Genomic DNA, 12,856 nt, shown 5'->3' on the forward strand with positions numbered 1-12,856 from the left:
GAAGTCGGGCACCATAAAAAAACGCCCGGCTGTGCCGGGTGTTTTTATTTGAGCGTGTCAGTCCTGCTCAGCTCGCGGAAGCATCCGGTATGTCGAAGCCACTCTGTGCCAGTGCCGGGTGATCCCAGCCGTTCTTCGGGCTGAAGCGTTCGCCATAACGCTGGGCCAACTGTTCCAGTCGGGCCTTGAGCTTGTCGACACCTTCGCTGCGCGCGTACTGGATCGGGCCGCCGCGGAACGGCGCGAAGCCGGTGCCGAAAATCACGCCGGCATCGAGCAGATCGGCATCGTCGACCACACCATCGGCGAGGCAGGCGATCGCCTCGTTGACCATCGGCAGGATCATGCGCTCCTGCAGGTCGGGCGGCGGCATGTAGTCCTTGTCGACTTCAGGCTTCTGCGGCTTGCCGTCCTGCCAGATATACAGGCCCTGGCCGTCCTTCTTGCCGCGCTTGCCGGCTGCGACCTTGTCGTCCAGGCCCGGCGGTACTTCCAGTCCGAGGAATGGTGCGAGCTCCTTGCCGACCGAGGCACAGACGTCCAGTCCGACGGTGTCGGCCAGTTCGATCGGGCCCATCGGCATACCGAATTTCTTCGCTTCGCGGTCCAGCACCGGGCCGGGCACGCCTTCGCTGTACAGGCGCATCGCCTCAAGCAGGTACGGCATCAGGATGCGGTTGACCAGGAAGCCCGGCGTACCCTTCACAACCACCGGCAGTTTGCCGATCGCCTTGCAGAACGCCAGCGCGCGTTTCTCGATGGCCGGGTCGAGCTGGTCGTGGCGCACCACTTCGACCAACGGCATCTGCGCCACCGGATTGAAGAAGTGCAGACCAAGGAAGCGCTGCGGCGCCTTCAGACCTTCGCGCAGTTGATCCAGCGGAATGCTGGAGGTGTTGCTGGCGAGGATCTCGTCGGCCTGGAATTGCGGCTCAATGGTGCCGTAGAGCTCACGTTTGGCTGCGGCGTTCTCGTAGATCGCCTCGATCGCCAGATCGGCGTTGGCGATGCCTTTGCCGTCGACATCGGCGCGCAGGCGACGGACGGTGGCTTCGACCTTCTCTGGTGTCTTCAGCTTCTTTTCGTACAACTGACGGGCACGATCCAGCGCGGGCTGGATGTATTTCATCTCGCGGTCCTGCAGGGTCACGTCGAAGCCCTTGAATGCGGCCCACGCGGCGATGTCGCCACCCATCACGCCGGCACCAACCACATGCACGTGCTTGATGCCAGGATCGGTGCCGCCACCCTGACCCTTCAGTCGCTCCTGCAGGAAGAAGATACGGATCAGGTTCTGCGCGGTCGGCGTCTTCGCCAGCTTCGCCACCGAGCGCGCTTCGAGTTTCAGGCGCTGCTGAATATTGGAGCCGCCGCGCTTCCACACCTCGATCATCGCGAACGGAGCGGGATAGTGTTCCTTGCGGACTTTCGCGGCGGTCTGCTTGTACACCATCGGCGCGAGGATCTGGCGCGCAAGCCAGGTATTGCTGGCCCACGCTTTGGCACGCCGCGCAAAGGGATGGGGTTGCGGACGGCGCAGCAGCAGGCGTGCCTCGACCAGCAATTCCTCCGGACGCGCCACGCGATCGATCACGCCCAGTGCCAGCGCGCGTTTGGCCGACAGCGACTTGCCGGTCAGCATCAACGGCAGTGCTTCGGTGGCACCGATCAGGCGCGGCAGGCGCGCGGTACCACCCCAGCCGGGATGGATGCCGAGCATCACTTCGGGCAGTGCGATCCGGGTTTTGTCGTCGTCAGCCGCGATGCGCTGGCGGCAGGCCAGGACCAGCTCGGTGCCGCCGCCCATGCAGGCGCCGTGTATGGCGGCCACCGTCGGGCAGGGCAGCCGTGCCAGCGATTCATAGACGCGCTGGCCGTGCTCGATGTTCTCCAGCACGGTGTCATGTTTGGCGTACTCGACGAAGGCCTTGATGTCGGCCCCCACCGCAAACCCGGATGGCTTGGCCGAATGGATGATGACGCCGGCCGGCTTCTCGATCGCCAACCGCTCGACGATCTGCTCCAGCTCATCCAGTACCGCGCGCGAGATCGCGTTGACGCCGCTGCCTGCGCGGTCGAGTGCAAGCGTGACAATACCGTCGTCGCTTTCGCTGGTCTTCCAGTGGTTGAAGCGCAATCCTTCGAACATGGGGATAAATGCATGGTGGAGGAGGTCTGAACCATACCGTTCTGCCGCCTTGATTGCGAGTTGTGACGGGCTTGCTTGACCACGCCATGGCACCAGTGTGAAATCGAGCCACCGCAGGGAAATGGTCGGCTTGGCCCGGCTGGGCGGAACATGCGGCCGCGGCATGGGCTGCCGGCTGAACAATGAAGCAACGCACCGTGGTTCAATGGGCCGTGCAATGGCCTGGCAATCCCCGACAAGCCACGCGTTTCATTGCTGGCATGACGATTCATCATGGCACTGCTACCGACGCTACAGGACGGGGACGCAATGACTTCTGCAATGGCCTCCGTTCCACCGCAAGCCGGTGCCGAGATCTTCGAGCGGATTCTGGCGGCTCCCACCGGTCTGGTCGTGCTGGACAGCAAGGATGTCCACGCCCTGATCGAGCAGTTCCGCGCGATCGCCCGGCATACCGGGCAGGCGGTGTATCTGTGGCAGCCCGATACGGGTCTGGGCAGCCTGCGCGACGTGCACGTACGAGTGCCGGACTGCCAGCGCCTGGGCAATGCACTGCGCTACATGAAACAGAGCATGCATTTCGGCGTCTATTTCCTGCTGGGGCTGGAATTGCCGTTGTCGGCGATGGACGCTACCTTGCTGCGCCAACTTGCCCGTGCACCGAAGGAACACCTGCGTCGCGTCGTGCTGATCGATGCACCGGCGTCACTGGCCGAACATCTGGGTGAGCTGGCCGTACGGTTGAGCAGTGAAGACAGCCAGCCGCGGCGCCTGCGCCTGCGCGATGGCCGCTGGCTGGTTTGAGGTGGATACGTCCGTGAATTCCGGCATCCTGGTGGTCGCTGCACAGCGCGAATTGCGCCGCAGCCTGTTCGATGCGCTCGATCAGGCGGGCTATCCGCATATCCTTAGCGCGCGCGATGTGGCGCACGCGGCGATCCTGCTGGAGGGACGGCCGCCGCTGCCGCCGCTGCAGCTGATGGTGGTGGTGCTGGCCGGCGATGAGCAACAGGCCCGGAACAGTTGTGAGCAGCTACGGCGTCTGCCTGGCGGGGCCGATACGCCACTGATCGCCGTACTGGCGGAGGATGCCTCGTTCGGCCCGGCTGATCTGCCGGCGGGGATCGCGGACTGGCTTTCTACCGCCCAGATCGGCAACGAGCTGGTGGCGCGCTGGCGCCGCTCGCAAAGCGGCGACCTGGGCTCGCGCAGGACGACCGTCGCGCCAGCCAGTGATGCACATGAGGATTACCGCTACGTCTTCGAAGAAAGCGACAGCGAGTGGCTGATAGCCGATGCGCAGACTCTCCGCCTGCTCGAGGTCAGCCCGACGCTGGCTCGGCATAGCCGTCTGCACGCCAGTCAGTGGGAAGGGCTGCCACTGTCCGAGGTGTTACGTTTCGAGGGCATTCCGATCGCGCAGGTGCTGGCCGAGGCTGACCGCAGCTGGTATCCATGTCAGCGCAAGTCGGCACAGGGGGTCGACATCGGCCAGGCCAGCGTGAGGCGCATACGGCACGCCGGACGCGATGCGCTGGCGCTGATGTTTCGCAGCGATCGTGCCGATCTGCGCGCCGAGGCGGCCTTGTCGCTGCTGTCGCGGATATTCGCCTCGACCAGCGGCGTCGATGCGCAGATTGCGGCTGGGCGCCTGCTGTTCGACGAATTGGGGCTGGATTATCTCGCCGTCTGGTCGGCGCGTCAGGACGGTGCCGATGCGCCGACCCAGCTGCTGCAGTTGTGGAATGGTGACGATCCGGTGTGGCCGCCAGCGCAGCTGCAGAGTTCCCTGCAGCTGGTGCTGGGCGGCAAGTCGATCCTGTACCGGTCCGATGCGAAGCGGCTGGCGCCGATCGATCCCTTGCTGCAGCAACTCGACCTGTCCGGCTTTGCCGGCTTGCCGCTGTACGACGAGCGTCATACCGTGCTTGGCGCGATGCTGGCCGGCAATCGCAAGAGCTTCGGCGAGATGGGCATCATCGAGCCGGTATTGCGTTGCGCCGCGGCCCGTTTCTCGCAGGTGCTGGAGTTGGGGCGCACGCGCGAGCAGGGCCGTGCCGAAGGCCTGGTCGATGCGTTGACCGGGTTGCCAAACAGGCTGCTGTTCAACGACCGGCTCGACACGATCATTCGCGAGGCAACCCGCAACGGCGAGTGTTTTGCCGTGTTGTTCGTCGATCTCGACCGCTTCAAGGCGATCAACGACACCTACGGTCATGCCGCCGGCGATCAGGTGCTGCGGACAGTTACCCAGCGCCTGTGCGGCAGCATCCGCGCTTCCGACACGGTGGCGCGCTATGCCGGCGACGAGTTCACCATCGTGTTGCGACATATCGTGAAGAACGACGACGTGTCGCGCGTGGCCGAAAAGATCGTGCAGGTGATGGAGACGCCGCTTTATCTCGATGACGGCACCGAATTGCAGGTGACCGTGTCGATGGGACTGAGTTTCTTCCCTGACGATGCGGGCGATGCGCAAACCCTGCTCAAGCATGCCGATGAGGCGATGTATGCGGCCAAGCATCTTGGCCGCAACAACTTCCAGATCTACGAAGTGAGTCCGGAATACGCGCAGGAACACGGCATGGCGTTGAAAAGCCGCTTGCGCCACGCCGAGGGTAATGGCGAATTGCGCGTGGTTTACCAGCCGCAGGTCAACACGGAGACTGAGGACATCGTCGGCATGGAAGCGCTGGTGCGCTGGGAGCATCCCGAGCTGGGCATGATCAGTCCGGCGGTATTCATTCCGCTGGCCGAAGAAACCGGCCTGATCGTCTCGATCGGCGAATGGGTGATGCGCACAGCCTGCCTGCAGGCGAAAGAATGGGAGCAGCGCTATGGGCTGCGCCTGCGTCTGGGCGTGAATCTGTCTGCGGTGCAGTTGATGGAGCCGCAACTGCTGGATACCGTGATCAAAGTGCTGCGCGAAACCGGCCTGGACCCCACCTTGCTCGAGATGGAGATCACCGAAAGCATCAGCATCAAGGCCGCGCCGAACCTGGTGGAGAATTTGCACGCGCTGCACAAGCTGGGCTGCCATATCGCGATCGATGATTTCGGCACCGGCGCTGCGTCGCTGGACTATCTGCGTCGCTTGCCGGCCGACCGGATCAAGATCGATCAGAGTTTCGTGCGCAATATCGGCGTCGACCCCGACGACGAGGCGATCGTGCGCGCCACCATCGAGATGGCCCATCGGCTGAAGCGTGCCGTGGTGGCAGAGGGCGTGGAAATCGAGCAGCACATGCAGTTCCTGCGCACCCATGGCTGCGATGAGCTGCAGGGCTACTTGTTCTGCCGCCCGCTGCAGCCGATCAGTTTCGACAAACTGCTGGCCGAACGGCAACGCCTGCTGGAAGGGCGCGTGGCCGAGCTGGCTTGAGCCGCTAATGGGCGTCCCCATAACAACAAGCATGAGCTCGTGATGGGCTCAGGGGATCGCCTGGCCACACATGACAACCAGCCAACAGGTGGTGCGTTATGGTGAAGGGACGATAACCCACGCATGCTGAACTCGGGCGCCCGACTGTGGTCTGAGCGCCGCGTTCAGTTCAAAACAAGCTCCGCAGCGGATGACGGCATTGACGACGGATACGGCCCGGATGGGCGAAAACGAACTGGATCGCGCGCTGGTCGAGCGGGTCCAGCAGGGAGACAAGCGGGCCTTCGACCTGCTGGTGCGCAAGTACCAGCACAAGGTGATCGGGCTGGTGTCGCGCTATGTGCGCAGCCATGCCGAGTGCGAGGACATCGCACAGGAATCATTCATTCGCGCGTGGCGGGCGATCGGCTCGTTTCGGGGCGACAGCGCCTTCTATACCTGGTTGTACAAGATTGCGGTGAACACCGCCAAGAACCACCTGGTGGCGATGGGCAGGCGTCCCCCGGCCGGCGACATCGACGCCGATGACGCCGAGTTCATGGCCGGTGCCGAGCGCATGCACGACAGCGCCACGCCCGAACGCGAGCTGATGCGCCAGGAAATTGAACAATCCGTGTTTTCCACTGTCCAAGCCTTGCCCGAAGAGCTGCGGACAGCTATCACGCTGCGCGAGGTAGATGGCCTCAGCTACGATGAAATCGCCGAAGCGATGGGCTGCCCGATCGGTACGGTGCGCTCGCGCATCTTCCGGGCACGCGAAGCGATTGACGAAAAACTGCGGCCCCTGTTGTCGGACCGCTGAGGATCAGACATGAATCAGGCAGACATGAACCAGGCGGACTTGAATCCAGATGCTCCGGAAAGCCTTTCCGCCGGCATCGATGGTGAGTTGTCGAAGGAGCAGTTGCGTTTCCTGCTGCGCCGGCTCGATCACGATCCTTCGTTGCAGCAGAGCTGGACTCGTTACCACATCGCGCGCGACAGCCTGCGCCAGCAGTTGCCGCCGCTGGCATCGGCCGGGTTTGCGACACGGGTGATGCAGGCGATTGAGCAGGCGTCGGTGCCAGCCGCGGCGAGATCCAGGCGCAGTCACTGGCTACGCTGGTCGACCGGTGGCGCGATTGCCGCCAGCGTCGCTGCCGCTGCCTTGATGATCGGTCAGCCGGTGGGCGATGCCGAGCGCGTGACGGCGTCAACCATGCAGCAGGCCAACACGGTCGCCGCTGCCGCACCGATCGGCAAGCCGACCGCTCCCGCTGCCGTGCCGCCGTGGTTGAGTGGCAATTCCGCCGGGTTGCTCAGTCAGCAGGCCTCCGCCACGCTGGGTGCGCCATTTGGCCAGAACCAGCCGGCGTATGCGCGTCGTCTGTCGAGCTACCCGTCAATGCACCGCTATCGCACGCTCGACAACAACGACGGCAGCTATTTGCTGCTGCTCGATCCGGAACAACAAGTTCCGGGCACCTCGCGTCAGGCTGCCGCCGTCGCGCAATAAGGCGAGTTCGCGTGTGATTGCCCGCGACTCGTTTTCCCACTGGTTTCGTCGTCATCGGCCCGTTGCATGGACCGATGGCAGGCGTGCGTGCGGATTCACAGCGACGCGCCATCGTTGAAGTCATTCCATCAGCCTGGAGTCTTGCCGGCTGAGTCAACCAAGGAGGAGTCATGAAACAATCCATCTTGCGTACCCTGACGTGCTGTGCCTTGTTGGGTCTGGCCAGTGTCAGTGGGGTGCAGGCGCAGACGACGGCCGCGGCAGCATTGCCGGATTTCACCGGCATCGTGCAGAAAAACGCACCTGCGGTGGTGCATATCGAGGCCAAGTACAGCGGCGAAAAGCAGGCTGCGAACCGCGATGCGCGCAACAGCACGATGCCCGGACAAGGCATGCCTGACGATCCGCAGGCCGAGATGCTGCGGCGTTTCTTCGGCATGCCGATGATGCCGTCACCGCAGGAGCAGAAGCACACCTCGCTGGGCTCGGGCTTCATCATTTCCAGCGATGGCTACATCCTGACCAACAATCACGTGGTCGATCATGCGGACAAGATCAGCGTGCGCCTGCAGGATCGGCGCACGCTGACCGCCAAGGTGATCGGCACCGATCCCACCTACGACATCGCCGTGCTCAAGGTCGATGCCGGTGGCAGCCTGCCGGCGGTGAGCCTCGGCGATTCGCGCAGCCTGAAGCCGGGCCAGTGGGTGCTGGCGATCGGCTCGCCGTTCGGTTTCGACTACACCGTGACCCAGGGCATCGTCAGCGCAGTCGGGCGCAGCCTGGGCGAACGCGATCAGGCGTATACCTCGTTCATCCAGACCGATGTGCCGATCAACCGCGGCAATTCCGGCGGTCCGCTGTTTGACCTGCAGGGCCGCGTGGTCGGCGTCAATTCGCAGATCTATTCCAATACCGGCGATTACATGGGCGTGTCGTTCTCGATCCCGATCGACGTGGCGATGAATGCCGTGCAGCAGATCAAGAGCAAGGGCTACGTGTCGCGCGGCCAGCTCGGCGTGACGATGGGGCCAGTCAGCGACGACATGGTCAAGGCGTTCAAGCTCGACAACGGTGCGGGTGCCGCCGTGGTCGATGTCAGTCCGGACAGCGGTGCGGCCAAGGCGGGCATCCAAGCTGGCGACATCATCCTGTCCTACAACGGTCAGCCGTTACAGCAGGCGGCGGATCTGCCGCCGCTGGTCGGCATGACCAAGCCGGGCAGGAAGGTTCCGGTGGAGATCCTGCGCAACGGCAAGAAGCAGACGCTGGACGTCACCGTCAGTGAGGCCTCGCGCGATCAGGCTGCGGTGAACAACAAGCGGAGCGCCATGCCGCCATCGAGCCAAAGCGGTTCGACGGCACTGGGCCTGACCGTGCAATCGCTGGACAACGACACCCGCAAGCAGCTGGGATTGAAGTCGGGGCAGGGTGTGGTGATTGGCGACGTCACCGGCCCGGTGGCGGCACAGGCTGGTTTGCAGGCCGGTGATGTGGTCCTGATGGTCAACCAGCAGAAGATCGGCACCGTGGCCGAATTCCAGGCGGCGACCAGGGAAGTGAAGCCTGGCAGTACAGTGCTGTTGCTGGTGCGTCGTGGCGACCAGAGCAACTTTATCGGCCTGACAGTACCGGAAGGCAAGTAATCGGCTGGGTCGACCACGGTCAGCGGAGCGCGGCACGGGGGGCGTCCACGTCGGATGGCACCCGTGCCGCATCTTGGTCGTGCGGTGGCAAGGGCGGGTTCCATGCGATAATGACGGGTTAGCATTACCCCTTGGTGATGTGTTGCTGCGCATGGTGCGCGGCAGTGAAACCCAAGCTCGACAGGCCGCCAGCGTTCCATGGAATTGATCCGCAACTTCTCCATCATTGCCCATATCGACCACGGCAAGTCGACCCTCGCCGATCGCATCATCCAGATCTGCGGCGGCCTGGCCGATCGCGAAATGGAAGCCCAGGTGCTGGACAACAACCCGATCGAGCGCGAACGCGGCATCACGATCAAGGCGCAGTCGGTGTCGTTGCCGTACACCGCGCGTGACGGCAAGACCTACCAGCTGAATTTCATCGACACCCCGGGACACGTCGATTTCTCCTATGAAGTCAGCCGTTCGCTGGCTGCTTGCGAAGGCGCGCTGCTGGTGGTCGACGCGGCGCAAGGCGTCGAGGCGCAGTCCGTGGCCAACTGCTACACCGCGGTGGAGCAGGGGCTGGAAGTGGTGCCGGTGATCAACAAGATCGATCTGCCCACCGCCGACGTCGAAAAAGTGAAGCTTGAGATCGAGGCGGTGATCGGTGTCGATGCCACCGACGCGGTGGCGATCAGCGCCAAGACCGGCCTGAACGTGGTCGAGGTGCTGGAGGCGATCATCGCGCGTATCCCGCCGCCGAAGCCGCGCGATACCGACCGCCTGCAGGCGCTGATCATCGATTCCTGGTTCGACAATTACCTCGGCGTGGTTTCGCTGGTGCGTGTCATGCAGGGCGAGATCAAGCCCGGTGACAAGCTGCTGGTGATGTCGACGGGCCGTACCCACGAGGTCGGCGACGTCGGTGTGTTCACGCCCAAGCGCAAGAAGCTCGACAAGCTCGGTGCCGGCGAAGTCGGCTGGATCAACGCCTCGATCAAGGACGTGCATGGCGCGCCGGTCGGCGATACGTTGACCCATGCCGGCAAGCCCGCCGACAAGCCGCTGCCCGGCTTCCAAACGATGCAGCCGCGCGTGTTCGCCGGCCTGTTCCCGGTATCCTCGGATGATTACCCCGCGATGCGCGAGGCGCTGGACAAGCTGCGCCTCAACGATGCGGCGCTGTTCTTCGAACCGGAGTCGTCGGAAGCGATGGGCTTCGGTTTCCGCTGCGGCTTCCTCGGCATGCTGCACATGGAGATCGTGCAGGAGCGGCTGGAGCGCGAATACGATCTGAACCTGATCACCACCGCGCCGACCGTGGTGTACGAGGTGCTCAAGACCGACGGTTCGATCCTGATGCTGGACAACCCGGCCAAGCTGCCGACCAACTCCAGCCTGGTGCAGGAAATCCGCGAGCCGATCATCGTCGCCAATATCCTCACGCCGCCGGAATACATCGGCAACGTGATTACCCTGTGTGAAGAGAAGCGCGGTGTACAGCGCTCGATTCAGTACCTGGCCACCCAGGTGCAGATCAGCTACGAGATGCCGCTGGCCGAAGTGGTGATGGACTTCTTCGACCGGCTCAAATCCGTCTCGCGCGGCTATGCCTCGATGGACTACCACTTCGAGCGCTTCGAAGCCGGTCCGTTCGTGCGTACCGACGTGCTGATCAACGGCGAGCGCGTCGACGCGCTGAGCCTGATCCTGCATCGCAGCCATGCCGACCGCAAAGGTCGCGAACTGGTCGAGCGGATGAAGGATCTGATCCCGCGCCAGCAGTTCGACGTGGCGATTCAGGCCGCCATCGGCGCGCAGATCATCGCGCGCTCCACCGTGAAAGCCCTGCGCAAGAATGTTCTGGCCAAGTGCTACGGCGGCGATGTCAGCCGCAAGAAGAAGCTCCTGGAGAAGCAGAAGGAAGGCAAGAAGCGGATGAAGCAGGTCGGCCGGGTGGAGATTCCGCAGGAAGCCTTCCTGGCTGTGCTGAAGGTGGACAAATAACACATGCGATCAGCGATGATCCGTCTGGCAACCTGGAGTTAAGGCATGGAATTCGATTTTTCGGCGATTCTGCTTGGCCTCACCGTGCTGTTCGGCGTGGTGTGGGGCCTGGATCGCCTGTTCTTGTACAAGAAGCGCAAAACGCGCCTCGACGCAGCGGGCGATGAGTATCGCGATCCGGTGCCGGTGGACTGGGCCCGCTCGTTGTTTCCGGTGGTGCTGGTGGTGCTACTGCTGCGCTCGTTCGTGGCCGAACCCTTCCGGATTCCATCGGGTTCGATGATGCCGACGCTGGACGTGGGCGATTTCATCCTGGTCAACAAGTTCGCTTACGGCCTGCGCATGCCGGCGTTCAACAACAAGTTCGTGAGCATGGGCGAGCCCAAGCGCGGCGACGTGGTGGTGTTCCGCTGGCCTGGTTATACCTGCCATCAGGCCGATGGCTCGGTCGTGCACGGCGGCAATCAGGATTGCAGCATTCCTGTGCCCAACCAGAACTGGATCAAGCGGGTGATCGGTCTGCCGGGCGACACCATCGAGGTCCATGACAGCCAGATCGTTATTGACGGCAAACCGGTCGTCGCTGAGGAAATAGGTCCGTTCGTGGGCAATCATGCGCGTCACGCCGACGAGGAACTGCTGTCCTACGGCGCCATGATCTGGAAGGAACGCCTGGGCCCGGTGGACCACCTGATCGCGCGCATGCCGAACCGGATGGCAACGCCGTCGGTTCCCAATGCGAACATGCCGTCAGTGGTGCCGGACAATTGCTACCTGGTGATGGGCGATGATCGCGAGAACAGTGAGGACAGCCGTTGGTGGGGCTGCATGCCGGAGAAAAACCTGGCCGGCAAGGCGTTCCTGATCTGGATGAGCTGGAAGGGCTGGGGTACCGGCGGTGTGGACTTTTCGCGGATTGGAACCGTGATCCACTGAGCTGTTGATCGGCCAAAGCGTGACGGGGTCGATTGCCCCGTACGCAGGATCGTCAACAGTGCGAGAATTTGCAGGCACAATCGGCGCACCGGCTGGATCGAGCGGGCGATCGGCAAAGCAATCCATAAACGATGGGCACGCCGCACAGGCGGCATAGCGAGGGGACTATGAAATCGAAGCAGTCGGGCGTCACCCTGATCGGGTTCCTGTTCATCATGGCCATCGTGGGCTTTTTCGCCTTCATGGGGATGAAACTGTTTCCGTCGTATTCGGAATACATGGGCGTAGTCAAGGCGATGAACCAGGTCGCCACCGAGGGCACCAACGGCAAGTCACTGGACGAGATCCGCCGCGGCCTGATGTTCAAGATGAATTTCCAGTATGTCGACGACGCCACCATCAAGCCGGCCAACATCACCATCAAGCGTGATGCCGGCGGTGCCAATCAGTTGCAGGTCGCCTACGACAAGCAGATTCCGTTCATGTACAACATCGACTTCCTGCTGCACTTCAACAAGAGCGTGCCGCTGCAGGGCAATGTGGAACAGTAACTTTTGAAGCTGAATTACCGTTTTCGCGATCCGGCGCTGGCGCAGCTGGCGCTGACCCACCGCAGCATCGGCAAACCGAACAACGAGCGCTTAGAGTTTCTCGGCGACGCGCTGCTGGGCGCGATCATCGCCGAGTTGCTGTACGAGGTTCACCCGAAGTCCAACGAAGGTGAGCTGTCGCGGCTGCGCGCGCAGTTGGTCAATGGTCAGGCACTGGCGGTGGTCGCGCGCGAACTGGAGCTGGGCGATGAGTTGAAACTCGGTCCCGGCGAGCTGAAGACCGGCGGTTTCCGGCGTGATTCGATTCTGGCCGACGCATTCGAGGCGCTGGTCGCCGCGGTATATCTGGATGGCGGTTTCGACGCCTGCCGCGACACCGTTCGCGAGCTGTTCGGCGAGCGTATAGCGGCGTTGCGGCGCTCCTCCAAGGACGCCAAGACCCGACTGCAGGAACATCTGCAGGCAGGCGGCTGGCCGCTGCCGCAGTACGAGCTGACCGCCAGCCATGGCGAGGATCACGCCAAGACCTTCGATGTCAGCTGCACGATCGACGAGCCGTTGCCGCTCACGGCCGAGGCCCGCGGCGGCAGTCGTCGCGCCGCCGAGCAGGATGCGGCCGAGATCGTGCTGAACCAGCTGCTGGAGCAGCAGCACAAACCCTGATCCGGATCGCTGCCTCGGGTCCCGATTCTTCCGTTTTCATCC

10 protein-coding genes are annotated in these 12,856 nt (G+C 63.2%); 9 read left to right on the top strand and 1 reads right to left on the bottom strand.

From position 1 onward, the window contains the following. Nucleotides 1–67 precede the first annotated feature (67 nt). Nucleotides 68–2,149 (bottom strand): 3-hydroxyacyl-CoA dehydrogenase NAD-binding domain-containing protein, encoded by a 2,082-nt coding sequence (locus tag IE071_RS04925; protein WP_189439999.1) that lies wholly within the window; start codon nucleotides 2,147–2,149, stop codon nucleotides 68–70. Between the two features lie 309 nt (nucleotides 2,150–2,458). On the opposite strand from IE071_RS04925, the gene IE071_RS04930 reads away from it, so the two are divergent. From IE071_RS04930 to rnc, 9 genes are all read left to right on the top strand, one after another. Continuing rightward, on the top strand, nucleotides 2,459–2,953 hold the full coding sequence (locus IE071_RS04930) for a hypothetical protein (RefSeq protein WP_189440000.1): 495 nt from the start codon (nucleotides 2,459–2,461) through the stop codon (nucleotides 2,951–2,953). A 13-nt stretch (nucleotides 2,954–2,966) separates the two neighbouring features. Continuing rightward, a complete protein-coding gene (locus tag IE071_RS04935) occupies nucleotides 2,967–5,531 on the top strand; it encodes a putative bifunctional diguanylate cyclase/phosphodiesterase (RefSeq protein ID WP_189440001.1) in 2,565 nt (854 codons plus the stop codon). A 220-nt stretch (nucleotides 5,532–5,751) separates the two neighbouring features. Continuing rightward, a complete protein-coding gene (rpoE, locus tag IE071_RS04940; RefSeq protein ID WP_189440002.1) occupies nucleotides 5,752–6,333 on the top strand; it encodes an RNA polymerase sigma factor RpoE in 582 nt (193 codons plus the stop codon). Between the two features lie 9 nt (nucleotides 6,334–6,342). Further along, nucleotides 6,343–7,026, top strand: a complete 684-nt coding sequence (locus IE071_RS04945; protein ID WP_229792754.1) for a sigma-E factor negative regulatory protein — start codon at nucleotides 6,343–6,345, stop codon at nucleotides 7,024–7,026. A 170-nt stretch (nucleotides 7,027–7,196) separates the two neighbouring features. Beyond that, complete coding sequence (locus IE071_RS04950; protein WP_189440003.1) at nucleotides 7,197–8,672, top strand: DegQ family serine endoprotease; 1,476 nt, start codon at nucleotides 7,197–7,199, stop codon at nucleotides 8,670–8,672. A 198-nt stretch (nucleotides 8,673–8,870) separates the two neighbouring features. After that, nucleotides 8,871–10,664 (top strand): translation elongation factor 4, encoded by a 1,794-nt coding sequence (lepA, locus tag IE071_RS04955; protein ID WP_189440004.1) that lies wholly within the window; start codon nucleotides 8,871–8,873, stop codon nucleotides 10,662–10,664. A gap of 45 nt (nucleotides 10,665–10,709) precedes the next feature. Beyond that, complete coding sequence (lepB, locus tag IE071_RS04960; protein WP_189440005.1) at nucleotides 10,710–11,600, top strand: signal peptidase I; 891 nt, start codon at nucleotides 10,710–10,712, stop codon at nucleotides 11,598–11,600. A gap of 167 nt (nucleotides 11,601–11,767) precedes the next feature. After that, on the top strand, nucleotides 11,768–12,151 hold the full coding sequence (locus IE071_RS04965; protein ID WP_189440006.1) for a DUF4845 domain-containing protein: 384 nt from the start codon (nucleotides 11,768–11,770) through the stop codon (nucleotides 12,149–12,151). Between the two features lie 3 nt (nucleotides 12,152–12,154). Further along, complete coding sequence (rnc, locus tag IE071_RS04970) at nucleotides 12,155–12,814, top strand: ribonuclease III (protein ID WP_189440007.1); 660 nt, start codon at nucleotides 12,155–12,157, stop codon at nucleotides 12,812–12,814. Nucleotides 12,815–12,856 lie beyond the last annotated feature (42 nt).

Origin of the sequence: Rhodanobacter panaciterrae (assembly GCF_014651895.1) — a bacterium.
In the GTDB taxonomy this organism is placed as follows: domain Bacteria; phylum Pseudomonadota; class Gammaproteobacteria; order Xanthomonadales; family Rhodanobacteraceae; genus Rhodanobacter; species Rhodanobacter panaciterrae.

Excerpts from the sequence above, each read along its gene's own strand:
- IE071_RS04965 (WP_189440006.1), top strand. The coding sequence starts at position 11,768 with ATGAAATCGAAGCAGTCGGGCGTCACCCTGATCGGGTTCCTGTTCATC.
- lepA (WP_189440004.1), top strand. The coding sequence starts at position 8,871 with ATGGAATTGATCCGCAACTTCTCCATCATTGCCCATATCGACCACGGC.
- lepB (WP_189440005.1), top strand. The coding sequence starts at position 10,710 with ATGGAATTCGATTTTTCGGCGATTCTGCTTGGCCTCACCGTGCTGTTC.
- IE071_RS04945 (WP_229792754.1), top strand. The coding sequence starts at position 6,343 with ATGAATCAGGCAGACATGAACCAGGCGGACTTGAATCCAGATGCTCCG.
- IE071_RS04925 (WP_189439999.1), bottom strand. The coding sequence starts at position 2,149 with ATGTTCGAAGGATTGCGCTTCAACCACTGGAAGACCAGCGAAAGCGAC.
- rpoE (WP_189440002.1), top strand. The coding sequence starts at position 5,752 with ATGGGCGAAAACGAACTGGATCGCGCGCTGGTCGAGCGGGTCCAGCAG.
- IE071_RS04930 (WP_189440000.1), top strand. The coding sequence starts at position 2,459 with ATGACTTCTGCAATGGCCTCCGTTCCACCGCAAGCCGGTGCCGAGATC.
- IE071_RS04950 (WP_189440003.1), top strand. The coding sequence starts at position 7,197 with ATGAAACAATCCATCTTGCGTACCCTGACGTGCTGTGCCTTGTTGGGT.